The organism is Pseudoflavonifractor sp. MCC625 (assembly GCF_018784545.1).
Lineage (GTDB): Bacteria > Bacillota > Clostridia > Oscillospirales > Oscillospiraceae > Pseudoflavonifractor_A > Pseudoflavonifractor_A gallinarum.
Map to the genome: position 1 here is coordinate 126,662 of NZ_WQOJ01000005.1, position 23,928 is coordinate 150,589.

Sequence of the window (23,928 nt, forward strand, 5' to 3'; positions counted from 1 at the left end):
GAAATTAACACTCGGCGTCGCACACGCCTCCGGGGTAGAGCTTGTCCGCGCCGCAGCCGGTGCACTGCTTCCGGCAGTCGGGGGTGATGACCCCGCGGTAGGCCTGCTCCCGCTCCCGCCAGAGGAAGCGGCTGCTCACCCCCACCGAGGTGGTGCTCCAGGGCAGGAGCTCGTCCTTGTCCCGGACCCGGTTGGCATAGAAGGCCGGGTCGATGCCGCACTCGGCAAAGGCCTCCATCCAGCGGTCGTAGTTGAAATACTCGTCCCAGGTGTCGAACTTTGCGCCCTTGCGCCACACTGTCTCCAGCAGGTCGGCCAGACGGCGGTCGCCCCGGGCCAGCACCGCCTCCAGCACGCTGGTCTCCGGGTCGTGCCAGTGGTAGGCGATGGAGCGTCCCCGCATGTGATCCCGCAGGAGCTTGACCCGGCGCTCATACTCCTCCCGGCTGATCTGGGCCTCCCACTGGAAGGCCGTATGGGGCTTGGGCACAAAGAACGCGGTGGAGACCGTGATCTTCACGCCCCGGCTCCGGTTGGGGGTGACCTCCCGCCAGGTGTGGTAGACCTTTTCCGCCAGGTCGGCGATGCCCAGCACGTCCTCATCGGTCTCGGTGGGCAGACCCAGCATGAAGTAGAGCTTTACGGTGGACCAGCCCCCCGCAAAGGCCGTGCGGCAGAAGTTGAGGATGTCCTCCTCCGTGACGTTCTTGTTGATGACGTCCCGCAGGCGCTGGGTGCCCGCCTCGGGCGCGAAGGTCAGGCCGGTCTTGCGGCCGTGCTGGAGCCGCTCCATCAGATTCCAGGAGAAGTTGTCCGCCCGCAGGGAGGGCAGGGACAGGCTCACCCCGTTGGGATCGCACCACTCCTGAAGGCCGTCGCACAGGTCCAGCAGGCGGCGGTAATCGCTGGTGGAGAGGGACGAGAGGGTCATCTCCTGATAGCCTGAGTTCTTGCAGGACTCAATGCCCTGCTGCACCAAAAGGGCGGGTTCCTTGGCGCGCACCGGGCGGTAGGCGTATCCCGCCTGGCAGAAGCGGCAGCCGCGGATGCAGCCCCGGAAAACCTCCAGCATGACCCGGTCGTGCACGATCTCGGTGGAGGGCACGATGGTCTTGGTGGGGAAATAGGAGCGGTTCAGGTCCTGCACGATCCGCTTGGTCACGGTGGCAGGGGCCCCCTTGGTGGGGGTGATGGACTTGACCGTGCCGTCCTCGTTGTATTCCACCTCATAGAGGGAGGGGACATAGAGACCGGGGATCTGGGCGGCAGCCACCAGCAGCTCCTCCTTGGTCCAGCACTCCTCCCGGGCCTTCCGGTAGAGCTCGATGAGCTCCACCGTCACATCCTCGCCCTCGCCCAGGGAGAAGATGTCGATAAAAGGAGCCAGCGGCTCGGCGTTGAAGGCGCAGGTGCCCCCGGCGATGATGAGGGGGGCGAACTCATCCCGGTCGGCGCTGCGCAGGGGCAGCCCGGCCAGGTCCAGCATGTTGAGCACATTGGTGTAGGCCATCTCATAGCCCAGGGAGAAGCCGATGATGTCAAAGTCGGCAATGGAGTCTCCGCTTTCCAGTCCGTAGAGGGGGATGCCCTCCCGGCGCATCTCCTCCTCCATATCCCCCCAGGGGGCAAAGACCCGCTCGCACCAGACACCCTTCATCTCGTTCATCACGCCGTAGAGAATGCGCACGCCCAGGTTGGACATGCCGATCTCATAGGTATCCGGGAAGCAGAGGGCCACACGGGTATCCACCTGATCCCGATCCTTGACCACCGCATTATATTCTCCGCCCGTATAGCGCGCAGGCTTCTGCACGCGGGGCAGGATATGCTCCAAAGTACGATTCATAGCCGAACTACCGTCGCTTTCTTTTCCCAAAGTTGTTTCCTATACAGAGTAGCTTCTTATTTTACCTTCTTTTTTGTACTATTGCAACCCTATTCCCTTAAAAAGCGGCAAAAATCGCGGCAGCACCCGCTAACAGCACCAGTCCAATGGCATTCGCTGCCAAAAAGAAGCGCATATACCGGCCCAGCTCGGCCCCCGGCGTGCGCAGATACAGCCGCATGGAGATCAGGCTGGCCAGGGAGGCCACCGGTGTGCCCAGTCCGCCGATGTCGGTGCCGATCAGCAGCCCCCGCCAGTCCTGGGTAAACCCGGAGAAGAGCACGGCCGCCGGTACATTGCTGATGATCTGACTGGCCAGACCGGAGACCAGGGCGGTGTTCCCCTCCAGCGCGGCGGTGAGGACCGCGCGCAGCTGGGGATTGGCCCCGATGTTCCCGGCAAAGATGAAAAAGCACACAAAGGTCAGCAGCAGGCCGTAGTCCACCCGGGGCAGCAGGTCCCGTCCGGCCAGCAGCAGGCTCACCAGGACCACCGCCAGCAGCACGGGAGCCGGGATCACATGGAACACACACAGCAGGCACAGCGCAAAGAGCACGCACAGCAGCACCAGCCGCCCCCGCTTGCGCAGGGTCACCCGCTCAGGGAAGGTGACCTGGATGGTCTCCTGCTTGCCCCAGAAGAGGCACGCCGCCGCCAGCGCCAGGCCGCTGACCGCGGTCAGGGGGCCCACCACGCCGAAGAACTCACCCGCCCCCAGCTGGAACTGATTATACAGGTAGAGATTCTGGGGATTGCCCACGGGCGTCGCCATGCTGCCCAGGTTGGCGGCCAGGGTCTGGAGCACCACCACGGGGATCAGGCGCTCCAGCCGCCCCACCCGCTCCAGCACCAGAATGGCGAAGGGCACAAAGGCGATGAGGGCCACGTCGTTGGTCACCAGCATGGAGACAAAAAAGGGCATCAGGACCAGCAGCAGCGTGAGGGTGCGCATCCGGTGGCGGCCGGAGAGCAGACGCTGGGCCAGCACCTCAAAGACCCCACAGTCCTGAAACCCCGCCACCACCGCCATCAGTCCGAACAGCAGGATCAAAACCCGGGTGTCGATATAGCCCAGATAGGCCGCGGACGGTGGCGTAAGGGCCATGGACAGCACCGCGCAGGCCGCCGAGATGGCCAGCACCGGCTCCCGCTTGACCCACAGACGCAATCTTTGCAACATGTTTCTCTCTCCTCTTCTCGTTCCAGATACGCACATACGGAAAGCCACCCCGAAGGATGGCTTTCCGTGGAATCATGCATCATGTACGTTTAGTTTAGCGCATCTGCCTGGGATGGTCAACCCTCAATCAGCCCGCCGTTTCGAAAATCCTCGGCCACATCTCCCATATGGAGGTAGGACAGCCCCAGCCGGTTGCACACCCGCACCAGGTGCTCCACCGCCTGACACTCGGTGGACAGCCACTGGATCACCGGCACCCCTTCTCCCTCGATCCCGTACATCGCGGGGATCCTGCTCTGGTCTGCAACCACACGGTAATTGACACAACATGTTTCCATCATAAATCCTCTTTCCTATTTCTTTTTTCGCGGCCTGAGCGCAGGCCGCTCTCTCCATGTCCACGAACTGCTTCTTGTGATTTCCCTCTATCCGTTTTCTGTTTCACACGGTATAATATGCTTATGACCCGGCCGGTCCCCTGGACCTGCGCTGCCGCCATACCGATGTATGGAGAGAACCGATTTATGGAAGTCCCGGTGTGCGTTGCCCGGTGCAAACAGCCTGCACATCCCTCCCCGTTTTTCAATTGTTATATTTTACCATTTAAATTCTGCTTTGTTCTTTTGCTTTATTCAATATGCTGTATTTCCGATCCGATGTCAATGAGCCGTCCAAAATTTGGTTTTAATACACGCTTTTTTTACCACTTCCGGTTAATTCCAGCAAAACATACCCGCACACAATTGAAATGCGGAGGATGCCATCATGTCTATGGTGAAAAAATTAGCCTATTTGAAAAAGCGGGACGGGATCACCTCGGAGACCGTGGCCGCCCGCTCCGGCATTCCGATCGGCACCTTGAATAAGATCCTCAACGGCCAGACCAAGAGCCCCTCTCTGCCCGCTCTGCGCGCCCTGGCCGCGTGCTTCCAGGTCTCCACCCGCTATCTGATGGACGACACCATCCCTCTGGAGTGCGATACCGGGGTTTACAGCGAGGAGGACGGCTTTCTCTTCCTGAACCGGGAGGAGTCCATCCTGTTTCAGCGCTACCGGAGCCTGGCGCCCTGCGACCGCAAGGCGCTGATCTCCGCGCTGGAGCAGTTCAGCCAGCCGGTCGTCCCCTCCGGCCCCGTTCTGTCCCAGCGTCTCCTTCCCTGCTATCTCCCCGTCTCCAACCCGGGGGGCGGGTCCATGGGGCACCAGTTCCAGACCAAGCTGGTCCAGGCCGACGCCCACTCCCTGGCTGCCGCGGCCGATTTTGCTCTGCTGCTGTCCGACACCTCCCTGGAGCCCGCCTTCCACCCGGGCCACATCCTTCTCTTGCAGTACGGTAGGGTGTCCAACGGGCAGCTGGGGCTCTTTTCCGTCCACGGCGACTGCTACATCCGCTATCTGTCTATCCGAAGCGGGATTTGCAGACTCATCCCCATCAACAACTCTGCCCGCTCCATCACCCTCTCCTCCCCTGACGATCTGACCCACTGGGGCAGTGTCCTGGGCTCCCTGGACCCAAAGCGCTGGAAGTGGTGCTGATTTCCATACCTTACACCGCGGGCCGCAGCCGGAACTGGCTGCGGCCCGCGATCTTTTCTCCGCTCTTTCCGGCTTTCACAGAAGATTTACAAATGTTTCAGGGTAATTTCAGCCTCCTGCCGTACCATAGATCCGCCGGATGCCCTCCAAGGGCATCCGGGCAGAGCACCGCAACAAGGAGGACGACATGCTGTGATCGAAGTGCGCAACCTGGTCAAGCGGTATGGGAATCACGTGGCCGTGGACCACTTGAGCTTTACCATACCGGACGGCCAAATTTTCGGATTTCTGGGCCCAAACGGGGCCGGGAAGTCCACCACCATGAATCTGATGACCGGCTATCTGGGCGCCACCGAGGGAGATGTGCTGGTGGACGGCCACGCCATCTCCCAGGAGCCGGAGACTGTCAAGCGCTCCATTGGATACCTGCCCGAGATACCGCCCCTCTACCCCGATATGGTTGTGGAGGAATACCTTCTCTTTGCCGCCCACCTCAAGAGGATCCCCAAACAGGAGCGGGAGGAGCAGGTGATGCAGGTCATGGAGATGACGGGGACCGAATCTGTGTCGGGGCGGCTGATCCGGAACCTCTCCAAGGGCTACCGCCAGCGTGTGGGCCTGGCCCAGGCCCTGCTCGGCTTCCCCCGCGTCCTCATTCTGGATGAGCCCACGGTGGGCCTGGACCCCAAACAGATCCTGGAGATCCGCACCCTGATCCGCCGTCTTTCCAAAGAACACACCATCATTTTAAGCTCCCATATCCTCTCCGAAATCCAGGAGATGTGCGACCATCTGCTCATCATCCACCACGGAAAGCAGGTGGCCGCCGGAGCCGCCGACGCGCTGGAGCGAGAGCTCAACGGAGACCCCGCCCTCCACCTCACCCTCCGCGCTCCGGAGGCCCGGGCCAAGGCCCTGCTCGGCGGCCTGCCGGGGATCTCCTCCGTCACGCCCTGTCCGGCGGAAACGCCCGGCTGCGCCTCCTTCCGCCTGGAGCAGGCCTCCGGCCACGATATCCGGGAGGCCCTCTTTTATGCCTGCGCCCGGGCAAACCTCCCCATTCTGGAGCTGCGCCAGGACCGGGTGACCCTGGAGGATCTCTTCCTCCAGCTCACCGCGGAGGAGCCCGCCGCTCCCCACCCGTCGAAGGGAGGAGCATCCGCATGACTGCCATCTATCAGCGCGAACTGCGCGCCTATTTTACCTCCATGACCGGCTACGTCTTTCTGGCCGCGCTGGTCTTTTTTACCGGGATCTATTTTATGGCATACAACCTGTTCAATGGATTTCCCCGGTTTTCCTACGCCCTGATGAGTTTGACCACCATCCTCATGTTCACCATTCCCATCCTCACCATGCGCTCCATGGCGGAGGACCGGCGCAGCCGCACGGACCAGCTTCTCCTCACCGCTCCGGTCTCGCTGACCGGCGTGGTGATGGGGAAATACCTGGCCATGGTGACCGTTTTCTTTTTCCCGGTCTTTCTGGCCGCCTTCTGTCCCCTGATCATCGCCGCCCACGGGGCGTCCTTTCTCGCCTCGGACTACGCCTCCCTGCTGGCCTTTTTTCTGATGGGGTGTACCTTCCTCGCCATCGGCATGTTCCTCTCCGCCCTCACCGAGAGCCAGATCATCGCCGCGGTGGGCACCTTTGTCCTGCTCCTGCTGCTCTTTCTCTGGGACGATCTGACCGGCTTCCTCCCCGGTGTTCTGGGCGAAGTGCTGTCCGCCTTTTCCTTCACGCAGGCCTTCTATAATTTCGCCCTGTATGACGTGTTCGATCTGGGCGGGCTGGTCCTGTATCTGTCCATGGCGGCCCTCTTTGTCTTTTTGACCATCCAGACGCTCCAGAAGCGCCGCTGGTCCTGAGAGGAGGTTCTGCCATGAAACGGATTCCCTTTCGTATCCCCTCCCCCCGGCTGGTATCCCTCCGGCGGGGCGGCTACCTGGCCGTCGTCACCGCCGCGGCCATTGCCATCGTTCTGTTCCTCAACCTCATCGTGGGCCAGCTGCCCACCCATCTCAAGGAGCTGGACCTGAGCGACAACCAGCTCTATGAGATCAGCGATACCTCCCGGGACTTTTTGGCCGGCCTGGAACAGGATGTGGAGGTGGTGGTCCTGGCCGAGGAGGACGCCACCGACCCCCGTATCCTGAAATTTCTGGACCGCTATGCCGCCCTCTCCAGTCACCTGACGGTGACCGAGGTGGACCCGGTGGCCCATCCCACGCAGGCCGCCGCCTATGAGGCCAACGCCGACTCACTGGTCGTGGTCTGCGCGGAGACCGGCCGGCAGGAGGTCATCCCGTACAGCGACATCATCACCTATTCGTACAGCATGTTCTCCTCCACGGAGGACTCCTTTGACGCGGAGGGACAGCTCACATCCGCCATCCGCTCCGTGACCGGCGGCAGTGAGCAGTGAGAAGTATCTCTACCCCCTCTCCGGCCACGGGGAGAGCGAGCTCTCCGCCCCCATCTCCCAGGCCATGGAAAAGGCCGGATTCACGATGGCGACGGTCACCCCCCTCCTGACGGGGGCCATACCGGAGGACTGCGACCTGCTGCTGGTCAACGGGCCCACCGCGGACCTCTCCCAGGAGGAGTATACGCTGCTGGAGGACTATCTCTCCGGGGGCGGACAGATGGTCTTCCTCTGCTCGGACAGCGAGGAGAACTTCCCCAACTGGAGCGCCCTGCTGGAGAGCTACGGCCTGACTCTGGTGGACGGGTATATCGCCGATGAGGAGCGGTATTATCCCCAGTTCGGCTCCCTGTTTGCCATCGCCGGGGCCATCTCCACCGGGACCGAGGTGACCCAGGGCATGAGCGAGCAGGACCTGACCCTGCTCACCAACAGCCGCGGCTTTACCCAGCAGGAGGACACCGACGCTGTGATCACCCCGGTCCTCACCACCTCTTCCCACGCCTCTGCCGTCACACTGGACGGCCAGGAGGTCCCCGGCACCTATCTGCTGGCCGCCGTATCAGAACGCGCCGGCACGGACGGCGCCACCGGACGGCTCACCGTGCTGGGCTCCAACTCCCTGATCGACGGGGACATTCTCTCCTCCTATCCCAATCTGGTCAACGAGACGCTGTTCCTCAACCTGCTGACCGCCGGGTTCGAGGACGGCTCCAACCTCTCCATCCCGGCCAAAAGTTTGGCCGTCACCTACAATACCATTCCAAATCCCGGACTCTGGAGCGCCCTGTACCTGGTGGTCCTGCCCCTGGTCATTCTGGTGACGGGATTGATCGTCTGGTGGAAACGGAGGAGACAGTGATGAACCGTCAGAAAACCACCCTGGCCGTCCTGTTGGGCCTGCTGGCCCTCTGCGCCGGGGCCTATCTGGCCCTACGGATGTGGAACAGCAGCCATCCTCCGGCCACCGACACCATTTCGGTCACCGCGTTCTCCGATCCATCCTCCTTCTCCTTCCTTGGGACGGACGGCGAGACCCTCTCCTTCACCAAGCAGAACGGCGTCTGGCAGTGGAATGAGGACAGCACCTTCCCCGCTGACCAGAGCGCGGTGGAGAGCCTGGCCGAGGACCTCTCCCACGTGGAGGCGGTGCGCGCCATCTCCGACCCGGAACCCCTCTCCGCCTATGGTCTGGACTCCCCCGCCTACACCATCCAGGTGGCGGACAGCGGCGGGATGGGGGCCACCCTTCTGATCGGCGCGGCGGTAAACAGCGATTATTACGCCGCGCTGGAGGGCGGGGAGACGGTATACACCATCTCCTCCTCCCTCCTCGACACCCTCTCCATCGGTCTGATGGACCTGGCCGAGCCTGAGAGCATCCCCTCGGTTCGGGAGGACAACATCCAGTCCATCCAGTGGGAGAGCGGCGGCACCACCCTCCTCCTGACCAAGGACACCGAGACCCTGTCGGTGGAATCGGAGGACACCGGCTCTGTGGAGACCGTGACCGAGTACCACTGGACGGTCAACGACAACGCCATCCCACAGGACAACGAGACCCTCTCCCTCCTGCTGGATGAGCTCTCCTTCCTGGGCTTCTCCTCCTGCTACGACTATGACGCGGAGGAGAGCGTCCTCGCCTCCTGCGGGCTGACGGAACCCGCGCTGGTGCTGACGGTGTCCTATGACGACGGCCAGAGCTTCACCCTCTCCGTGGGCCAGATGGACGGGGACGGCACTTACCGCTTTGCCCTCCTCAATGACTCCCGCGCCATACAGCGCCTCTCTGCCTCCTCCATTGATGTGCTGATGGGGCTGACCCAGGAGCAGCTGCTGACCGCTCCCGACACAGAAGAAGATACCTGATCTCCTCCTGACCGCAAGCCCCGGCAATCGGGGCTTGCGGTTTGTGCGCGGTCGTACTATGATGGAGGGGAACTGCCCCCGGCGGCATGGATCAAACGATACAAAGGAGAGACAACGATGGAACTGACACGAGAGCAGGGCCTGGCTCTGCTGCGCACCTACAATCAGGAGCCCTTCCACCTGCGCCACGCCTTTACGGTGGAGGCCGTGATGGACTGGTACGCCCGCACCCTGGGCTATGCGGAGGAGGCCCCCTTCTGGGCCATGGCCGGCCTGCTGCACGACATCGACTTTGAGCGCTGGCCCGAGGAGCACTGTGTGAAGGCCCCCGCGCTGCTGGAGGAGGCAGGGGCCTCTCCCGCTCTCATCCACGCAGTGGTGTGCCACGGCTGGGGGATGACCGGCGCGCAGGTCAAGCCGGAGTACGAGATGGAGCGGGTGCTCTTCGCCTGCGACGAGCTCACCGGGCTCATCGGTGCGGCCGCCCTCATGCGCCCCTCCAAGTCGGTACAGGATATGGAGCTCTCCAGCCTGAAGAAGAAGTTCAAGGACAAGAAGTTCGCCGCCGGCTGCTCCCGGGACGTGATCCGGCAGGGCGCGGAGCTGCTGGGCTGGGAGCTGGATACCCTGCTGGACCGCACCCTCCAGGCCATGAAGGCCGGAGAGGCCGCCATCGAAGCCCAGTGTGCCGCGCTGTGATCCCCGCGCCGCTGGAGTATCCGCCCTATACGGCCCAGCGGCTGTGCCCGGGGCTGTGGCACATCCAGGACGCCACGGCCGACCATCCGCCCGGGACGCAGCCGGACGGGAGCTTTCACAGCCCCTCCAGCGTCTATGTGGTGGAGACCCCCAGCCAGGTCCTGGTCGTTGATCTGGGGCCGCCCTACCCGGGGCGGGCCCTGCGCGCCCTGGTGGACCGGATCGCCGGGGGGCGCGCCATCCAGGTGGCCATCACCCACAACCACTTCGACCACATCGGCGCTCTGCGCCAGTTTGAGGACTGCCTCCACCATCTGCCCCAACGCGATCCCATCCAGACGGCCGCCCCATCCCGCCTTCTCACCGGGGGCGAGTCCATCGCCCTGCCCCCCTATCACTTTCAGGTCCTGGCGGTTCCGGGACACACCCGGGGGAGCCTCGCCTTCTACGAGCCGGAGCAGGGCTGGCTCTTCACCGGGGACGCCTTCGGCTCCAGCTATGTCTGGCTCCTCTTCCTCCCCGACGCTGTGGAGGTCTACCGGGACACGCTGCGCCGGACCCTGGAGCTTCTGGGGGAGCAGGAGGATCTTCTCCTCCTGCCCGGGCACCGCTACCAGCAGCAGATCCTTCCCGTCCCCGGGATCGATCCCCGCTCCCCCCGCAATCCTCGGCTGGGCCTCCCCTATCTCCGGGACATGCTCACCCTGAGCGAGCAGATTTTGGCCGGCACCGCCGCCTCCCGCCCCTTCCAGGCCTGCGGCCGGGAGGACCTGGCGGCCTACACCTACGGCCGGGCCGAGATCGACGCCCTGCTGCCCGGCCGTCCGCCGGTGGAGCTCTGAACTTTCACCAAATTTTAATCTTTCTTCCGCCCTCCCTCTGTTGCTTTTTCCCCATGGAACGGCTATACTAAGGAGTATTCGCACCGGAACTTTTTGGTACAACAGAAGGAGAATGTATTTTGAATCAGTCATCAAACGGCAAAAAACGTCGTTCCCCCCGCAGTAAAGCGGGAAAGATCCTCTTGAATCTGGTGGTCACCCTGGTGGTGGGTCTGGTCTATTTCTACGTGTCCCTGCCCGCCCTCAACCCCCAGTCCGGAGATTTTTACAGCTTCATCGGTCTGCTGTGCATCACCTATGTCATCTCGGCCCTGATCACCTCCGGCTTCTCGTCGGGTCTGGACCAGGCCGCCATGCCCAAGGAGCACTTCAAGGAGTATTTCCGCTTCATCAAGCAGCAGTGCCTCCCCATCGGCGTGCTGTTCCTGGCCCTGATCGCCGTGGCCCTGGTGGGCCAGGTCATCTCCATGCCCATCTTCAGGGCGGGGGCCTACCGGGATCTGCTGACCGTGGAGACCGGCGACTTCGCCAAGGAGATCACCCAGATCTCCTTCGACGAGATCCCCACCCTGGACAAGGACTCGGCCAATTACCTGGGTGACCGGCAGATGGGTACCCTCAGCGACATGGTCAGCCAGTTTGACTACTCCAACGAGTCCACCCAGATCAACTACCAGGGCCGCCCGGTCCGCGTGGCCCCCATCGCCTACGCCGACCTCATCAAGTGGTTCACCAACCGTGCCCAGGGCCTGCCCGCCTATGTGGTGGTGGACATGGTGACCCAGGAGGCCAAGGTGGTGCGCCTCTCCGAGGGGATGAAGTACTCCTTCTCCGAGCCCCTCAACCGCAACGTCATGCGCCACCTGCGCTTCTCCTATCCCACCTACATGTTCGATACCCCCCGCTTTGAGATCGACGAGGAGGGCACGCCCTACTGGATCGCCCCCCGGATCATCAAGACCATCGGTCTCTTCGGCGGCACCGACACCAAGGGTGCAGTGCTGATGAACGCCATCACCGGCGAGTGTCAGTACTATGAGGAGGTCCCCTCCTGGGTGGACAATGTCTACAACCCCAACCTCATCATGGAGCAGTATAACTACCACGGAACGCTGGTCAACGGCTTCATCAACTCCATCTTCGGTCAGCGGGATGTGACGGTGGTCACCCAGGGCTACAACTACATCGCCCTCAACGACGACGTGTACATGTACACCGGCGTCACCTCCATCAACTCCGACCAGTCCAACCTGGGCTTCCTGCTCTCCAACCAGCGCACCAAGGAGACCAAGTTCTACAAGGCCCCCGGCGCCACCGAGGAGGCGGCCAAGGCCTCCGCCCAGGGCGTGGTGCAGGACCTGGGCTACACGGCCACCTTCCCCCTGCTCCTCAACATCGCCGACGAGCCTACCTATTTCATCCCCCTCAAGGACGCCGCCAACCTGGTCAAGAGCTATGCCATGGTCAACGTGGCCCGGTATGACATCGTGGCCACCGGCAGCTCGGTCACGGCCTGTGAGCAGCAGTATATCCAGCTCCTGGCCCAGAAGGGGGTCACCTCAGAGGAGGAGCTGCCCCAGACCCAGGTCAGCGGCGTGATCGCGGAGATCCGCTCGGCGGTCCTGGACGGAAATACCTACTATTTCCTCCGTCTGGAGGGCGATGAGACCTTCTACACCGTGTCGGCTGCCCAGAATCCCACCGCCGTGATCCTCAACGTGGGCGATACGGTCACCATCCAGCACGAGATCCGGGAGGGCGCCTCCGACATTCTGAGCGGCTCCTCGGTCAAGCTGGACCGCAGGGGCGACGGCGCTGCCGTCCCCGTAGTGCCCTCCGCTGTTCCCGCCCTTCCCCAGCCCAGCGAAACGCCTGCCGTGGAGGAATCCATCCCTCCCGCAGCGTGATCCTCTTCTAGTTCCAAGCATATTAGCCCCGTCCGATTCTGAAGAACCGGACGGGGCTGTGTTTTATCCGCCCATCCCGGCATAGGATAGAGTAAATCAGGATGGGAGGCCGCGCCGATGGAGACCATCTCGCTGTGTATGATCGTAAAAAATGAGGAGGCCGTACTGGAACGCTGTCTGAACAGCGCCCGGGGGATCTGGGACGAGCTGATCGTGGTGGACACCGGTTCCCAGGACCGGACGCGGGAGATCGCCGCCCGCTTTACCGACCAGGTCCTCTCCTTCCCCTGGCAGGACGATTTCTCTGCCGCACGCAATGCTTCCTTTGAACGGGCCTCCGGCTCCTACTGTATGTGGCTGGACGCGGACGACGTGCTGCTCCCGGAGGACCGGGACGCCTTTCTCGCCGTGAAGGAGCAGGACCTGCCCGAGGCCGACGTGGTCATGGCCCGCTATCAGACCCTGGACGCGGACGGGGCCCCCGTCCTCTCCTATTACCGGGAGCGCATCGTGCGCAACGTGCCCTGGCTGCGCTGGAGCGGCGCGGTCCACGAGGCCATCCCACCGCTGGGCCGCGTGGTATACACCGAGGCGGCCGTCACCCACCGGAAGGAGCGCCCCGGCGATCCGGACCGGAATCTGCGCATCCTGGAGGGGCTGCGCGCCTCCGGGCGCAACCTCTCCCCCCGGGAACAGTTCTACTATGGCCGGGAGCTCTACGAGCACGGCCGCTATGAGGACGCCGTACAGGAGCTGGAGCTCTTTCTGACCGTAGGCTGGGGCTGGCGGGAGAACAATCTGGAGGCCTGCCGGGTCCTCTCGGCCTGTTACAGCGCCCTGCACCGCCCCCGCTGTGCCCTGCGCGCCCTGCTGGAGTCCCTGGCCTTTGATTCGCCCCGGGCCGAGATCTGCTGCGACCTGGGCAATTTCTTTCTGGAGCGGGAGGATTACCGCTCCGCCATCCGCTGGTATGAGCAGGCCCTCTCCTGTACCCGGGACGACCGCTCGGGCGCCTTTGTCCGGCCGGACTGTTACGGTTATCTCCCCGCCATGCAGCTGTGCGTCTGTTACCACCGCCTGGGGGAGCGGGAGCAGGCTGTGGCCTGGAACGAGCGGGCCGGGGCGTTCCGGCCGGATGACCCGGCGGTCCTGCGCAACCGCGCCTTTTTCGCAGGCTGAGCGCCCAAATACAAAAAGCCGGTCCGGAATATTTCCGGACCGGCCCAGCGTGTCGAAAAACTTCGACACGCTTCTCAAAAATGCAAGCATTTTTTCGAGGGGATGCAGCCCGCTGCGTCGCACGCCCCTTTGGGGCGCACGCTTGCGGCCTGAGAAGTGTTTTTTCCGACGTACACGCCGCCGGAAAAAACGATTGAACTCTCTTCCGCCGTCTGCGGACGGCGGAACTCTGCGAGGCTCTTGCAACACACAAAAATGCACTTGATCGACAGCCTGAGCCGGTCCGGAGAAAACTCCAGACCGGCTCTTTTCAATATCCGTTGACGATGGCGTCCAGCACTTTGGAGGCCACGGCTCCAGCGGTGTCGGAGCCGCTGCTTCCCTCCTCCACCAGGACCACGAAGGCATAGGGGGCGTCCTCGTTGCGGAGAAAGCCCGCAAACCAGGTGTTGGGGGCCTTGCCGCCGCCCACCTCGCCTGTGCCCGACTTGGCGCAGATGTCCATGTTGGGGAAACGGCTGCTGCCATAGGTCTGGGCCACATTGTTGGCCATCATATCCGCCAGACGGCTGGCGGTGTCCCGGTCCACCAGAGAGGCGGTCTGTTTTTTCAGGTAGAAGGACGCGGGAGTACCCAGCGGGGTCTCCGTCTTCTGGATGAGCTGGGGGACGGCAGCCTTCCCGCCGTTTGCCACTGCTCCCATCCACACCATCATGGCGCAGGGGTTGACCAGGTCGTTATACTGTCCCACACCGGCCCAGCCCAGCTGGTTGGGGGTGGTCCCCACGTCAAAGCGGCCCGCCGCCGTGGGGATCCCGTTTACCTTGTACTGGCTGGTCAGTCCGGCCTGGGTCACATAGCGCTCCATGGTCTCCGCGCCCAATTCGGCGGCCAACTGGCCGAACACCCCGTTGCAGGAATTGGCAAAGGCCCCGTAGATGTCCATCTCCCCATGTGCGTGGGGACAGGTGATGACCTCGCCCCCCACCTGGGTGGAGCCTGTACAGGTAAAGGTCCGGCTGAACAGATCGGGGATCTCCTCAATGGCGGCTGTCAGGGTCACCGTCTTGAAAATGGAGCCCGGCGTAAAGGTCCCCGAGAGAAAACGGTTCAGGTAGACCCCGTCATAGCGCTCGTCCCCCTCCTCAATCACCGGCGGATTGGCCGGGTCAAAGCTGGGTGAGGAGACCATGCACACAATCTCTCCGGTCTTGTAGTTGTAGACGCCCACCGTCCCCTTTTTGCCGCCCAGGGCCTGGTAGGCGATGTAGTTGTAGCGGGCGTCCAGGGTAAGGTAGAGGTCGTTCCCCTCGCCCAGGGGGCTGTATGCGCCGGTGAGCAGATTGTAGCCCGAGAGCTTATCCGCAAAGGCCACCAGCGCGCCGGTGCCGATGTTGCCCGACGGGTCGCCCACCGCATGGAGGGTGGCCTCCCGCACGGTGGCATTGTCGTAATAGCGGCGGTTCCCCGCCTCGTCCACCCAGGAGAGCACGTCGCCGTCCCGGTCCAGGACCCGCCCCACGGCCAGCTGTCCCTGGCTGTTGTAGAGATGGCGGTTGGCGGCGAAGCCCGCCCAGCGTCCGCCGCTGAGCACAAAGCGCACGCAGAACAGTCCCAGGCCCAGCAGCATGGCCAGGGCCAGCAGAAGGCAGACTACCGCCCGTTTTTCAATCTTCTTCATCGTCCGCCTCCGCTCCGTATCCGCCGTATCCGGGCCCAAAGTCAAAATCAAAGTCCACCAGATCCTCGTCCTCTCCGGTGGGGATCACTCCGCTCCGGCCCCGGGTGGAGCGGCGGGCCAGGTGCTCCTGCCGCTCAGGGCCCTTTCTCCGCCCGGGCAGGCGGATGGCAAAGCTGGCGTTCTGCCGGGTGTCGGTGGCCTTCAGAAAGGCCAGCAGTCCCCAGGACGAGAGCATGGAGGAGCCGCCGTTGGACACGAACGGGAAGGTCACGCCGGTCAGCGGCAGGATGTCCACCGCGCCCAGCACGTTCAGCGCCGTCTGGAACACCATCATGGAGGTGGCCGCACAGGCGGCAATGATATAAAAGCTGGACCGCCCCGCCCGGCAGGCCCGCACCGCAAAGACCGCCAGGGTCAGGATACAGCACACCGCCAGGACGGCGATGACGAGGCCCCACTCCTCGCAGAGCATGCCGAACACCAGATCGGTGTCGGCGGCCGGGACCCGGTAGAGCCAGCCCCGGCCTGGTCCCACGCCCACCAGACCGCCGGAGGCCGCCGCCGACATGGTGCGGGTCTGCTGAAAGCCTCCGTCCGAGGCGTACTGCCAGGCGTGTCCCCAGGTGGCAAAGCGCCGCAGGATGTAGGGTTTGAGGGAGAGCAGCATGAACCCGCCGAAGACGGCCGCGCCGCAGATGAGGGCCAGGGTGGCCCAGTCTCCGGAGCGGAGATAGGCGATCACCAGGAAGGTGATGAAAAAGATGGCCGCGGTGCCGAAGTCGCTCATCAGCGCCAGGCAGCCCATACAGGCTCCCGTCAGGACGATGAACAGCCCCAGGTTCCGCTTCCGGAAGAGGCGCTCCAGCGTGGCGGCCCCGGCAAAGATGTAGCAGATCTTGGCCACCTCCGAGGGCTGGAAGGAGATGCCGCCGATGCTGATCCAGTTGGCCGCGCCGTATTTCACCTGCCCAACCACCAGGGACAGACCCAGCAGGCAGATGGCCCCCACCGCCATGACCCAGCGGATCTTCTTCACCCGCTCCAGGTCCCGGAGAAAGATTCCCAGCACCAGAAAGAGCACCAGCCCCAGCAGCATGGCGGCCAGCTGCTTGAAGAGGGCGTGGGGCGCGGAGGACGCGGTCACCGACAGGGACAGGGTACACAGGAAAAAGGCGATGAGCTCCATCTCAAAGCCCACCCGCCGCAGCGCCCGCAGGGTGAGGAAGTAGATCCACATCAGAGCGGTCAGCGTAAAGAAGGCCAGGGGCAGGGAGACCTCGGCCTCCTCCCCCGCCGCTACCACCAGCTGGAGGGCGGCCAGGACCTGAAAGACCGTCAGGAGCACCAGCGGCCCCCAGGGCGAGGAGGGCTTCTCCACCCTCCGGCGGCGCTGCCGCCGCTCCTCCTGCTCCTCCTGGGAGACCGGCAGCAGCACGGTCTCCACTCCGCCCAGGCTGAGCACGTCACCAAAGGTCACCGGCGCGCTGCCCTGGACCGGCTTTCCATTGACCCGTACCCCGCCCTTGGAGTCCAGGTCGTGGACGGTCCAGGTGTCATCCTCGGCACGGATCAGCGCCGCGTGCTGGCGGGAGACCACCGGGTAGTTGAGCACTACGTCCGAGGACTTTCCCCGCCCCAGAATGTTCTCCCAGTGGGTCAGGGGCTCCTCCGCCCCGCTGGGCAGGGTCAGGTAGGCCCACACCTCCGGCAGATGGGGGACCTTTAACAGGGAGCGGATGGCCCCGGCCAGGATCCCCAGCGCCAGCACCGGGAACACAAAGCGGACCACCGAGGTAAACCAGGCTGCCAGCATGGGATAGCGGGCCGGCAGCGTCAAAAACGCATGGATCAGATCCTGCGGCTGTGATAAAAGCAATGCGACATCCTCCTTTTTAACGGAATCCAAAGGGATTGCCTCCTATTATACCACAACTTTTTCCCCGCGCAAATCGGGCCGTTTTGCCCCCCGCTCCGGGCGGCCGGAGCCCCCCTTCCGATTTCTCCGGGGGAATTTCAAAAAAACGGTTGACTTTTCTTGGATTTGTATTATACTTATAAGTACAAAATAAAACTCAATAGTTTAAACTCATTATATCGAAAAATTCTATATCGTTCGGATGACATGACCGAGAGAGTGCGATACAGTCGCCGCCGAAGGGGAATCAGAAAATCTCTCAGGCAAACGGATCGGCCATTGACGAGACTCTGGAAAGCGTGGAAGTTTTTTCCTCGCACCGAAGATGCAACCTCATCTATGTGAGGGAAACTTTCAGGTTATGACAGAGCGTATAGCATTTGCTATGCGCTTTTTTCATACCATTCAGTAACCGTCAGTATAATTTCTAATTTTTCTAGTTTACATTATCACAGGAGGTCATGATCATGGAGCGAAAAACCCCACTTTACGACTGCCACGTGGCGGCAGGCGGTAAAATTGTCCCCTTTGCAGGCTGGCTGCTGCCGGTCCAGTACAGCGGCGTGGTCGCCGAGCATATGGCGGTGCGCACGGCCTGCGGACTCTTTGACGTCTCCCACATGGGCGAGCTGGTCCTCCGGGGCAAGGACGCCCTGGCCAATCTCAACCGCCTGCTGACCAACGACTACACCGACCTCCAGACCGGCTACGCCCGGTACAGCCTCATGTGCTATGAGAGCGGCGGCGTGGTGGATGACCTGATCGTCTACAAGTGCTCCGACGAGGCCTACCTCATCGTCGTCAACGCGGCCAACTGCGAAAAGGACGCCCAGTGGATCTCCGAGCACCTCTCCGGCGAGTGCACCATGGAGAACATCTCCGACTCCGTGGCCCAGGTGGCCCTCCAGGGTCCCAAGGCCGAGGCCGTCCTCTCCAAGCTCTCCAAGACCATCCCGGCCGGCAACTATACCTTCATCGCCCAGGGCGAGGTGGACGGCATCCAGGCCTTGGTCTCCCGCACCGGCTACACCGGCGAGGACGGCTTTGAGATCTACTGCGCCGCCGCCGATGCCCCCGCCCTGTGGGAAAAGCTCCTGGCCGCCGGCAAGGACGAGGGACTCATCCCCTGCGGCCTGGGCGCCCGCGACACCCTGCGCCTGGAGGCCGGCATGCCTCTCTACGGCCACGAGCTCTCCGCCGAGATCAACCCCTACGAGGCGGTGCTGGGCATCTTCGTCAAGATGGATAAGCCCGACTTCATCGGCAAGGCCGCTCTGGAGCAGGCCCGTCCCGTCTCCCGCCGCAAGGTTGGCCTGAAGGTCACCGGACGGGGCATCATCCGGGAGCACTGCGACGTATACGCCGGCGAGGAAAAGGTGGGCTTCGTCTCCTCCGGCACCCACTGCCCCTACCTGGGCTACGCGGTGGGCATGGCCATGGTCCCCGTGGAGTACAAGGAGCCCGGCACCAAGCTGCTGGTGGACGTGCGCGGCCGCAAGGTGGAGTGCGAGGTCATCAAGACTCCCTTCTACAAGCGGACCCAGTGATCCTCTTCCCTTTGAAACGAAACTATGTACATAAAAAATCAAAAATCATATCGATAAAGGAGAAATTATTATGAACTTTCCTGCTGATCTGAAGTACGCCAAGTCTCACGAGTGGGTTCGCCAGGAGGGCGACACCTATGTCATCGGCCTGACCGACTTTGCCCAGGACGAGCTGGGCGACATCGTCTTTGTCAACCTGCCCCAGGAGGGCGACGCCGTCTCCGCCGGCGAGGCCTTCTCCGACGTGGAGTCCGTCAAGGCGGTCTCCGACGTCCTCTCCCCCGTCTCCGGCACCGTCGTGGCCGTCAACGAGGAGCTGATGGACGATCCCGCCAAGGTCAACAGCGATCCCTATGGCGCCTGGTTCATCAAGGTCGAGAATGTCAGTGATGTGGAGGAGCTGCTGGACGCCGCCGCCTACGAGGCCCACTGCGCCGCGGAAAAGGAGTAATCTATGTCGAGTTATCTGTGCTCTACCCCGGAAGAGCGGCAGGCCATGCTGGAGGTCCTGGGCATGAAGTCCATGGACGACCTCTACGTGGATGTGCCGGAGGAGGTCATGATCAAGGGCCCCCTCAACCTGCCCGCCCCCAAGTCCGAGCTGGACATCCGCCGGACCATGGAGTCTCTGGCGGAACACAACACCCGCTTCCATACCATCCTGCGGGGCGCCGGCGCCGAGCGCCACTACATCCCCGCCGCCGTCTCCCGCATCACCAGCAATGAGATCTTTGTCACCGCCTACACCCCCTATCAGGCCGAGGTCAGCCAGGGCGTGCTCCAGTCCATCTTTGAGTTCCAGACCATGATGTGCGAGCTCACCGGCATGGACGTGTCCAACGCCTCCGTCTACGACGGCGGTACCGCCGCCGCCGAGGCCGTGGCCATGTGCAAGGAGCGCAAGCGCACCAAGGTCCTGGTCTCCGAGACCACCCATCCCGACGCGCTGGCCGTCATCAAGACCTACTGCTACGGCTCCAACACCGAGGTGATCACCGTGCCCGCCAAGGACGGCGTCACCGATCTGGAGGCCCTCAAGTCCCTGCTGGGTGAGGACTCCGCCTGCTTCTACGTGCAGCAGCCCAACTTCTTCGGCATGCTGGAGGACTGCGACGCCCTGGGCGAGGCGGTCCACGCCGCCGGAGCCAAGTACATCATGGGCGTCAATCCCGCCACCCTGGGCGTGCTCAAGAGCCCCCGGGAGTACGGCGCCGACATCGCCGTGGGCGAGGCCCAGCCTCTGGGCATGCCCCTCTCCTGGGGCGGCCCCTACCTGGGCTTCATGACCTGCACCACCGCCATGATGCGCAAGCTCCCCGGCCGGATCGTGGGCGAGACCACCGACGACAAGGGCGAGCGCGCCTTCGTCCTCACCATGCAGGCCCGCGAGCAGCACATCCGCCGCGAGAAGGCCAGCTCCAACATCTGCTCCAACCAGGCCCTGTGCGCCCTGACCGCCTCGGTCTACCTGGCCGAGATGGGCCCCGCCGGTCTGGCTGAGGTGGGCAACCAGTGCTATGCCAAGGCCCACTATCTGGCCTCCGAGCTGTGCAAGATCGAGGGCGTCGAGCTGGTGTTCCCCGGCGAGTTCTTCCATGAATTTGTCACCACCCTGCCCGATACCTACCGGGTCCTCTGTGCGCTGGAGAAGAAGGGCATCCTGGGCGGCCTGCGCCTGCGGGAGGGCGTGCTGTGGTGCGTCACCGAGTACTGCACCAAGGCTGACCTGGACGAGGCTGTGGCCGTCATCAAGGAGGCGTACGGAAAATGAAACTGATTTTTGAATTGAGCAAGCCCGGCCGCGGCAACAAGGTCCTCACCCCCTATCAGACCACCCTGAACCTCAACCCCACCGCAGAGGTCCCCGCCGTGGAGATCCCCGCCGCCTTCCGCCGGAGCTCGGCCCCCCGTCTCCCCGAGGTGAGCGAGAACGATCTCTCCCGCCACTATAACGCTCTGGCCCGCCGTTCCTTCGGTGTGTGCGACGGCTTCTATCCCCTGGGCTCCTGTACCATGAAGTACAACCCCAAGATCAACGAGGTCATTGCCAACCTCTTCAAGTTCACCGACATCCATCCCCTCCAGCCCAAGCACACGGTCTCCGGCTGCCAGACGGTCTACGCCCTGGCCGAGAAGTACCTGTGCGGCATCACCGGCATGGATGCCATGACCTTCCAGCCCGCCGCTGGCGCCCACGGTGAGTTTACCGGCATCCTGCTCATCAAGGCCTACCATGACTCCCGCGGCGACTACGCCCGGAAAAAGGTCATCGTCCCCGACTCGGCCCACGGCACCAACCCCGCCACGGCGGCCATGTGCGGCTACGAGGTGTGCTCCATCCCCTCCACGCCCGACGGCATGGTGGACCTGGACGCCCTGCGCGCCGCGGTCGGCCCCGACACGGCGGCCCTGATGCTGACCAACCCCAACACCATCGGCAAGATCGACAAGAACATTCTGGAGATCACCAAGATCGTCCACGACGCAGGCGGCCTGTGCTACTACGACGGCGCCAACCTGAACGCGGTGATGGGCGTGGCCCGTCCCGGCGACATGGGCTTTGACGTGTGCCACCTGAACCTGCACAAGACCTTCTCCACCCCCCATGGCGGCGGCGGCCCCGGCTCCGGCGCGGTGGGCTGCAAGAACATCCTCAAGCCCTTCCTGCCCGGCTCGGCCATCGGCGGAGGCGGCGGAGAGCAGTCCGTGGGCCAGGTCAAGATGTTCTTCGGCAACTTCCTGGTGGTCCTGCGCGCCCTGGCCTATCTGATGACCCTGGGCAACTCCGGCGTGCGGGAGGCTGCCCAGACCGCGGTCCTCAACGCCAACTACATGAAGGCCAAGATGGAAGAGGCCGGCTATGTCTGCGCCTATCCCGGCATCTGCATGCACGAGTTCGTGCTGGACCTGTCCCAGCTCAAGAAGGAGACCGGCGTCTCCGCGCTGGATGTGGCCAAGAGCATGCTGGACCACGGGATCCATCCCCCCACGATGTACTTCCCCCTCATCGTCCACGAGGCGCTCATGTTCGAGCCCACCGAGACCGAGTCCCGGGAGACCATCGACGAGGCCTGCGCCGTCATGGCGGAGATCCTCAAGACGGCCAAGGAGGACCCCGAGGCCTGCCACACCGCGCCCCACCACACGGTCATCGGCCGGCCCGACGAGACCAAGGCGGCCCGCCATCCCGTGGTGCGCTACGACTTCAATTCCTGATCTGACCGCATGGCGGCGTCCGCTTCCCGGCGGGCGCCGCTTCTGCGTGTCGAACCCGTTCGACACGCTTCTCAAAAACGCCAAGCGCTGCCGCAGAACACGCCGGAATCTATTTTTTCGGCGGGCGCCGCTTTTTATTGAATGACTGGAGGTATCACCCATGCAATATGATCTGCTCGTCATCGGCGGCGGGCCCGGCGGCTTTGCCGCTGCCGTCAAGGCCGCCCAGCTGGGAAAGAAAGTCGCCCTCTTTGAGGCGCGGGAGCCCGGCGGCACCTGTCTCAACCGGGGCTGCATCCCCACCAAGGCCCTGATGCACACCTCCCAGCGCTATCAGGAGCTGAAGGAGGGCATCCCCGGTATCGCCCTGGGCGACGTACAGCCCGACTGGGCCGGGCTGGCCGCCCGGAAAAACGAGGTGGTCTCCACCCTGCGGGACGGAATGGCCTCCCTCATCAAGGGCAACAAGATCGACCTGATCGCCGAGCACGCCGTCATCACCGGCCCCCAGACCGTCCGGGCCGGAGAGAACACCTATGAGGGCGCGCATATCCTGGTCGCCGCCGGCTCCATCCCCTCCCGTCCTCCCATCCCGGGACTGGACCTGCCCGGGGTGGTGACCAGCGACGAGCTGCTGGACGACATCTCTCCCCGGGACTCCATGGTCATCATCGGCGGCGGCGTCATCGGCGTGGAGCTGGCCACCGTCTGGGCCGCCATGGGCACCAAGGTGGTCATCGTGGAGGCGCTGGAGCGCATTCTGGCCAACCTGGACCGGGAGATCTCCCAGTCGGTCTCCATGCAGCTGAAAAAGCAGGGCGTGGAGATCTATACCTCCGCCATGGTCTCCCGGCTGACCCAGGAGGACGGCCGTCTCACCGTCCACTTCACCCACAAGGAGGAGGAGAAGGCGGCCTCCGGCGCCACGGTGCTGGCCGCCATGGGCCGCCGGGCCAACACCGCCGGGCTCTTCGACGGCGTGGAGGTGGAGCTCAACCGTGGGATGCTGGTGGTCAACGACCGCTATGAGACCTCCGTGCCCAGCATTCTGGCCATTGGCGACGCCATCGGCGGCATCCAGCTGGCCCACAAGGCCGAGGCCGAGGGCGTCCGCGCCGTGGAGCTCCTCTACGGCCATGTGCCCGAGCGGGTGTCCTCCCCCATCCCCTCCTGCGTCTACACCTCCCCGGAGATCGCCCAGACCGGCCTGACCGCCGACGAGTGCAAGGCCCAGGGCATCCCCACCCTGGTGGGCAAGTACGTGATGGGCGGCAACGGCCGCACCGTGATCGAGGGGGGCGGGCGCACCTTCATCAAGGTGGTCTTCCACGGGGAGAGCCACGTCCTGCTGGGGGCCCAGCTCCTCTGCCACCGGGCCACCGATCTCGTCAGCGAGCTCAACACCGCCGTCACCCTGGGGCTGACCGCAGAGCAGATGCTCTCCCCCGTCCGGCCCCATCCCACCTTCGCCGAGGGAATCAGCGAGGCGGTGGAGGCCGCCTTCGGCCAGAGCCTCCACTCCGCGCCGGTGCGCAAGCGTTAATAACTGCGATAACCACAGCGCCCGGGACCGATTGGGTCCCGGGCGCTTCGCGTGTCGAACCGATGCGGCACGCAAAAAAGCCGCCCGCAGGCGGCTTTTTTCAGTCCAGTTCCTTGATAAAGTAGTACCGGCCATGGGTGCCGGCGTAGGGCTCCACCCGGCCGAACTCCCGGAACCCCAGCTTGGGGTAGTACTCCGGGGCCTGGAAGGAGAAGGTGTCCAGCTCGATGCGCTTGGCGCCCCGGGCCCTTCCCGCCGCCTCCACCCGGGCGAGGAGCTCCCGCCCCACGCCCCGGTGCCGCAGGGACTCGTCCACCCAGAGGATCTCCACATAGATGCAGTCCCCCAGCAGGCGTGCCAAAATCCCGGCCACCACCCGGCCGTCCTCCTCCACACACTGGGAGAGGTCCGTACTGGTGCCGATATAGGGCTGATTGTAGGCACGCAGGCCCTCCAGCACCGCCTGTTCATCCTGCTGTGTGCACTCTCTCCACTCCATACTCG

The 23,928-nt window shown here is 63.7% G+C and carries 21 protein-coding genes and 1 riboswitch; of the genes, 15 read left to right on the top strand and 6 right to left on the bottom strand.

Features of this window, described 5'->3' with window-relative positions; genetic code table 11:
- Nucleotides 1–4: 4 nt before the first annotated feature.
- The 3 genes from GPK94_RS01145 to GPK94_RS01155 all read right to left on the bottom strand — a co-directional run bounded on the left by GPK94_RS01145 (nt 5) and on the right by GPK94_RS01155 (nt 3,406).
- Entirely contained in the window at nt 5–1,846 is a 1,842-nt protein-coding gene (locus GPK94_RS01145; protein ID WP_215653990.1) for a TIGR03960 family B12-binding radical SAM protein, read from the bottom strand.
- Nucleotides 1,847–1,943: 97 nt separating this feature from the next.
- Nucleotides 1,944–3,065, bottom strand: a complete 1,122-nt coding sequence (locus GPK94_RS01150) for an SLC13 family permease (protein WP_193538431.1) — start codon at nt 3,063–3,065, stop codon at nt 1,944–1,946.
- A 116-nt stretch (nt 3,066–3,181) separates the two neighbouring features.
- Nucleotides 3,182–3,406 carry a hypothetical protein gene (locus tag GPK94_RS01155; RefSeq protein WP_193538433.1) on the bottom strand — a complete coding sequence of 75 codons (225 nt, stop codon included), beginning with the start codon at nt 3,404–3,406 and terminating at the stop codon, nt 3,182–3,184.
- Between the two features lie 424 nt (nt 3,407–3,830).
- Between GPK94_RS01155 and GPK94_RS01160 the strand changes: the two genes are divergently transcribed.
- The 10 genes from GPK94_RS01160 to GPK94_RS01205 all read left to right on the top strand — a co-directional run bounded on the left by GPK94_RS01160 (nt 3,831) and on the right by GPK94_RS01205 (nt 13,522).
- Nucleotides 3,831–4,601, top strand: coding sequence for a LexA family transcriptional regulator (locus GPK94_RS01160; protein WP_193538435.1), 771 nt, complete (start codon nt 3,831–3,833; stop codon nt 4,599–4,601).
- 192 nt (nt 4,602–4,793) lie between these two features.
- The gene (locus tag GPK94_RS01165; protein ID WP_215653992.1) at nt 4,794–5,768 is read left to right on the top strand and encodes an ABC transporter ATP-binding protein; all 975 of its coding nucleotides are present in this window, start codon (nt 4,794–4,796) and stop codon (nt 5,766–5,768) included.
- Nucleotides 5,765–6,469 carry an ABC transporter permease gene (locus tag GPK94_RS01170; protein WP_215653994.1) on the top strand — a complete coding sequence of 235 codons (705 nt, stop codon included), beginning with the start codon at nt 5,765–5,767 and terminating at the stop codon, nt 6,467–6,469. The genes GPK94_RS01165 and GPK94_RS01170 overlap by 4 nt, the downstream gene beginning before the upstream one ends.
- Nucleotides 6,470–6,483: 14 nt before the next feature.
- Nucleotides 6,484–7,026: a Gldg family protein gene (locus tag GPK94_RS01175; protein WP_215653995.1), complete on the top strand. Its 543-nt coding sequence runs from the start codon at nt 6,484–6,486 to the stop codon at nt 7,024–7,026.
- Entirely contained in the window at nt 7,016–7,888 is an 873-nt protein-coding gene (locus tag GPK94_RS01180) for a Gldg family protein (RefSeq protein ID WP_215653997.1), read from the top strand. The genes GPK94_RS01175 and GPK94_RS01180 overlap by 11 nt, the downstream gene beginning before the upstream one ends.
- Nucleotides 7,888–8,895, top strand: coding sequence for a DUF4340 domain-containing protein (locus GPK94_RS01185; protein ID WP_215654000.1), 1,008 nt, complete (start codon nt 7,888–7,890; stop codon nt 8,893–8,895). Before GPK94_RS01180 ends, GPK94_RS01185 begins: the two co-directional genes overlap by 1 nt.
- A gap of 117 nt (nt 8,896–9,012) precedes the next feature.
- Nucleotides 9,013–9,594 carry a hydrolase gene (locus GPK94_RS01190; protein WP_215654002.1) on the top strand — a complete coding sequence of 194 codons (582 nt, stop codon included), beginning with the start codon at nt 9,013–9,015 and terminating at the stop codon, nt 9,592–9,594.
- Nucleotides 9,591–10,436: an MBL fold metallo-hydrolase gene (locus tag GPK94_RS01195; RefSeq protein WP_215654010.1), complete on the top strand. Its 846-nt coding sequence runs from the start codon at nt 9,591–9,593 to the stop codon at nt 10,434–10,436. The genes GPK94_RS01190 and GPK94_RS01195 overlap by 4 nt, the downstream gene beginning before the upstream one ends.
- A gap of 119 nt (nt 10,437–10,555) precedes the next feature.
- Nucleotides 10,556–12,343 carry a CvpA family protein gene (locus GPK94_RS01200; protein WP_215654012.1) on the top strand — a complete coding sequence of 596 codons (1,788 nt, stop codon included), beginning with the start codon at nt 10,556–10,558 and terminating at the stop codon, nt 12,341–12,343.
- Nucleotides 12,344–12,460: 117 nt separating this feature from the next.
- A complete protein-coding gene (locus tag GPK94_RS01205; protein ID WP_215654014.1) occupies nt 12,461–13,522 on the top strand; it encodes a glycosyltransferase in 1,062 nt (353 codons plus the stop codon).
- Nucleotides 13,523–13,832: 310 nt separating this feature from the next.
- Here the strand turns inward: GPK94_RS01205 and GPK94_RS01210 are convergent, their stop codons facing one another.
- Both GPK94_RS01210 and GPK94_RS01215 read right to left on the bottom strand, forming a co-directional pair.
- Nucleotides 13,833–15,203: a penicillin-binding transpeptidase domain-containing protein gene (locus GPK94_RS01210; RefSeq protein ID WP_186963659.1), complete on the bottom strand. Its 1,371-nt coding sequence runs from the start codon at nt 15,201–15,203 to the stop codon at nt 13,833–13,835.
- A complete protein-coding gene (locus tag GPK94_RS01215) occupies nt 15,190–17,109 on the bottom strand; it encodes an FtsW/RodA/SpoVE family cell cycle protein (RefSeq protein ID WP_346727964.1) in 1,920 nt (639 codons plus the stop codon). The genes GPK94_RS01210 and GPK94_RS01215 overlap by 14 nt, the downstream gene beginning before the upstream one ends.
- 211 nt (nt 17,110–17,320) lie before the next feature.
- Nucleotides 17,321–17,403, top strand: a riboswitch (glycine riboswitch).
- Nucleotides 17,404–17,579: 176 nt separating this feature from the next.
- Between GPK94_RS01215 and gcvT the strand changes: the two genes are divergently transcribed.
- The 5 genes from gcvT to lpdA all read left to right on the top strand — a co-directional run bounded on the left by gcvT (nt 17,580) and on the right by lpdA (nt 23,424).
- Entirely contained in the window at nt 17,580–18,665 is a 1,086-nt protein-coding gene (gcvT, locus tag GPK94_RS01220) for a glycine cleavage system aminomethyltransferase GcvT (protein ID WP_346727965.1), read from the top strand.
- 70 nt (nt 18,666–18,735) lie between these two features.
- Nucleotides 18,736–19,116, top strand: a complete 381-nt coding sequence (gene gcvH / locus GPK94_RS01225) for a glycine cleavage system protein GcvH (protein WP_101692916.1) — start codon at nt 18,736–18,738, stop codon at nt 19,114–19,116.
- Nucleotides 19,117–19,119: 3 nt separating this feature from the next.
- Nucleotides 19,120–20,436 carry an aminomethyl-transferring glycine dehydrogenase subunit GcvPA gene (gene gcvPA, locus GPK94_RS01230; RefSeq protein WP_101692915.1) on the top strand — a complete coding sequence of 439 codons (1,317 nt, stop codon included), beginning with the start codon at nt 19,120–19,122 and terminating at the stop codon, nt 20,434–20,436.
- The gene (gcvPB, locus tag GPK94_RS01235) at nt 20,433–21,881 is read left to right on the top strand and encodes an aminomethyl-transferring glycine dehydrogenase subunit GcvPB (RefSeq protein ID WP_186963665.1); all 1,449 of its coding nucleotides are present in this window, start codon (nt 20,433–20,435) and stop codon (nt 21,879–21,881) included. The genes gcvPA and gcvPB overlap by 4 nt, the downstream gene beginning before the upstream one ends.
- Nucleotides 21,882–22,041: 160 nt before the next feature.
- Complete coding sequence (gene lpdA, locus GPK94_RS01240) at nt 22,042–23,424, top strand: dihydrolipoyl dehydrogenase (protein WP_215654018.1); 1,383 nt, start codon at nt 22,042–22,044, stop codon at nt 23,422–23,424.
- Nucleotides 23,425–23,524: 100 nt separating this feature from the next.
- Here the strand turns inward: lpdA and GPK94_RS01245 are convergent, their stop codons facing one another.
- Nucleotides 23,525–23,923: a GNAT family N-acetyltransferase gene (locus GPK94_RS01245; protein ID WP_193538452.1), complete on the bottom strand. Its 399-nt coding sequence runs from the start codon at nt 23,921–23,923 to the stop codon at nt 23,525–23,527.
- Nucleotides 23,924–23,928 lie beyond the last annotated feature (5 nt).

Coding starts and splice junctions, on each gene's coding strand:
- GPK94_RS01175 (WP_215653995.1), top strand. CDS start 6,484: ATGAAACGGATTCCCTTTCGTATCCCCTCCCCCCGGCTGGTATCCCTC.
- gcvPA (WP_101692915.1), top strand. CDS start 19,120: ATGTCGAGTTATCTGTGCTCTACCCCGGAAGAGCGGCAGGCCATGCTG.
- GPK94_RS01190 (WP_215654002.1), top strand. CDS start 9,013: ATGGAACTGACACGAGAGCAGGGCCTGGCTCTGCTGCGCACCTACAAT.
- GPK94_RS01170 (WP_215653994.1), top strand. CDS start 5,765: ATGACTGCCATCTATCAGCGCGAACTGCGCGCCTATTTTACCTCCATG.
- gcvPB (WP_186963665.1), top strand. CDS start 20,433: ATGAAACTGATTTTTGAATTGAGCAAGCCCGGCCGCGGCAACAAGGTC.
- GPK94_RS01160 (WP_193538435.1), top strand. CDS start 3,831: ATGTCTATGGTGAAAAAATTAGCCTATTTGAAAAAGCGGGACGGGATC.
- GPK94_RS01185 (WP_215654000.1), top strand. CDS start 7,888: ATGAACCGTCAGAAAACCACCCTGGCCGTCCTGTTGGGCCTGCTGGCC.
- GPK94_RS01210 (WP_186963659.1), bottom strand. CDS start 15,203: ATGAAGAAGATTGAAAAACGGGCGGTAGTCTGCCTTCTGCTGGCCCTG.
- lpdA (WP_215654018.1), top strand. CDS start 22,042: ATGCAATATGATCTGCTCGTCATCGGCGGCGGGCCCGGCGGCTTTGCC.
- GPK94_RS01145 (WP_215653990.1), bottom strand. CDS start 1,846: ATGAATCGTACTTTGGAGCATATCCTGCCCCGCGTGCAGAAGCCTGCG.
- GPK94_RS01205 (WP_215654014.1), top strand. CDS start 12,461: ATGGAGACCATCTCGCTGTGTATGATCGTAAAAAATGAGGAGGCCGTA.
- GPK94_RS01155 (WP_193538433.1), bottom strand. CDS start 3,406: ATGATGGAAACATGTTGTGTCAATTACCGTGTGGTTGCAGACCAGAGC.
- gcvH (WP_101692916.1), top strand. CDS start 18,736: ATGAACTTTCCTGCTGATCTGAAGTACGCCAAGTCTCACGAGTGGGTT.
- gcvT (WP_346727965.1), top strand. CDS start 17,580: ATGATCATGGAGCGAAAAACCCCACTTTACGACTGCCACGTGGCGGCA.
- GPK94_RS01150 (WP_193538431.1), bottom strand. CDS start 3,065: ATGTTGCAAAGATTGCGTCTGTGGGTCAAGCGGGAGCCGGTGCTGGCC.
- GPK94_RS01245 (WP_193538452.1), bottom strand. CDS start 23,923: ATGGAGTGGAGAGAGTGCACACAGCAGGATGAACAGGCGGTGCTGGAG.